Genomic DNA, 1,361 nt, shown 5'->3' with positions numbered 1-1,361 from the left:
TTGCGGTTGAGGCGGACGTCTTTGGCGACGGTTTGGGCATCGCCCAGGTCGGCGAAGAGCGGGAAGGGGATGGGGTCGTCTGAAAAGCAGAACCCGTGTGTGCGCGTACCGCACACACTTTACGTCGGGATTGGAGGTTTCATACTGGCTACGGCTTGCTTAAATTTTAAAAAAGTCTCTAAATAGCTTCATCCTAAATGAAATCTGTTTTTTGCCTCAAGGTCGACTGAAAATTATTTCAGACGACCTTATGAGATTGTTAAACCTTGATACAACTTACGTTTACTCAAAATCTATAATTTTTCCATATTCAAGAATTTCATCAAAAGTATCTGCTACTTTTCCAATACTTCCATCATCTAGCCAATATTCCCATATTGATAGATTATCATTTAAATCGAAATATAAGCGTCCCCCATCTGAAGAAGATCCAAACATAAAACCTTTCTTTATGCGTTCAGAGTCTACAAATTCTTTGGAGTCATGCCTTTGTACAATATTTTCTGCCTTTTGTTTTTTCTTGTTTATTTCAACTAAATATTCAATATAATTCCATCTTGGAAAAGAATTTAACTCGTCAAACAATAAATTTTTATTAAATAAATCAATTTCATAATCTTTAAATTTTATTTCCATAAACAACTTGAATTTATCAAGGGTATTTTTATATGACTGAGGAAATAAGATGTTTAATTTTTTTTCTATGCTTGTTAATTCATTCATGATTAGTCCTTACAATATGAGGGTTTTTTACAACTTCCAATATGATCCCGTGCACGTTTTTTCCAATAAGCCTCACGAAATTTATCGTACGCCTGAGCTTGGGCTTTATCTCTACGAAAACTTTCTGTAATAAAGAAATGTAACTGCTTAGTAATTTTATCATGTAAACCTGATCTTATTTCTAGTAAAGGACCTGGATCTTTACCAGATATATGGTGCAATTCTATCCTTTCTCCATTATGACCTCGAGGAGCCTGTCCTTTCCACATTTTACAAATGTTTGAATGAGTAAATGCAAAAGCTTTAGGATCTTGATAAACAGTTCTTCCTTTATAAGTGATTGGTTTTTTACTCTTTAACATATTACGCATAAGTTTTGTCATCCATACGCTACTTAAACCTAATGTATCGATCCAATTATTTGCATTGAAAGCAAACTGATAAAAATTACTGCCGCCTTCCAACCCAATCGGGTCCTGATTCACAAACCGACCCGCATCAGGTTCGTAATACCTAAAGAAGTTGTAATGCAGTCCCGTTTCACGGTCAGCATATTGGTTTTGCAGGCGGAACGGCTGGTATGCGCTATCCGTTACCTTGGTTTCTTCTTTCAGACGACCCCAGCCGGTGTAGTTGCC

General features: G+C 36.5%; 2 protein-coding genes. Both read right to left on the bottom strand.

The window, feature by feature from the left end; all coding sequences use genetic code 11:
• Positions 1-282 precede the first annotated feature (282 nt).
• A complete protein-coding gene (locus HMPREF2572_RS00285) occupies positions 283-723 on the bottom strand; it encodes an SMI1/KNR4 family protein (protein ID WP_070495308.1) in 441 nt (146 codons plus the stop codon).
• A gap of 2 nt (positions 724-725) precedes the next feature.
• Positions 726-1,361 (bottom strand): HNH/ENDO VII family nuclease (locus HMPREF2572_RS12890; protein ID WP_283118422.1); only part of this gene is annotated, 636 nt, incomplete at its 5' end.

It is taken from the genome of Neisseria sp. HMSC064E01 (assembly GCF_001808875.1).
Classification (GTDB): domain Bacteria; phylum Pseudomonadota; class Gammaproteobacteria; order Burkholderiales; family Neisseriaceae; genus Neisseria; species Neisseria sicca_A.
Note: the sequence above shows the minus strand (reverse complement) of the source record. Positions and strands in the feature narration are given on the sequence as shown.

Bases quoted from the DNA above. Each gene is read 5' to 3' on its own strand.
- HMPREF2572_RS00285 (WP_070495308.1), bottom strand. From the start codon at position 723: ATGAATGAATTAACAAGCATAGAAAAAAAATTAAACATCTTATTTCCT.